The following is a 444-nucleotide window of genomic DNA, read 5'->3' as shown; positions in this document are numbered from 1 at the left end:
TTTTTTTCATGTTTTCAAATCGGAAACATGTATTTGGCCTGCTTTTTTGTCTGAAAAAGCTGAGTAGTTACTAAATTTCTTGAAAGAGGTAATAGTTTAATATTTGTTACTCATATTGAAGAGTTTAAAAATCAACTAGGTGATTATATCTATGAGATTCGAGATAAAACTCTTTCAAAATTACAATAAAAGGAGCCAGTCTATGAATAAATATTATATAATTGCTATCTTAAGTATTGTACTTTCTGTTGTATTATTTATATTTAATTTCTATCAGACTAAAATAGGAGGAGTAATATTTGCTTTAAGTATAGGAGCCAGTATTAAATTTCTAGCTGATGGTGTATTGAATGAAAGTAAACATAAAAAACACAATTGATTTTTATTTAAGTCGTAAACGAGATGCGAAAGCTGCCAAGTGTTTTCTAAAGAAAGCCTTGGTTT

At 27.5% G+C, this 444-nt stretch carries 1 pseudogene; it reads left to right on the top strand.

Features of this window, described 5'->3' with window-relative positions:
* Positions 1-368 precede the first annotated feature (368 nt).
* Positions 369-444: pseudogene (locus tag JDS99_RS31000) on the top strand (IS6 family transposase); the annotation flags it as partial.

It is taken from the genome of Bacillus cereus group sp. N6 (genome assembly GCF_016483705.1).
Lineage (GTDB): Bacteria > Bacillota > Bacilli > Bacillales > Bacillaceae_G > Bacillus_A > Bacillus_A wiedmannii.
Note: the sequence above shows the minus strand (reverse complement) of the source record. Positions and strands in the feature narration are given on the sequence as shown.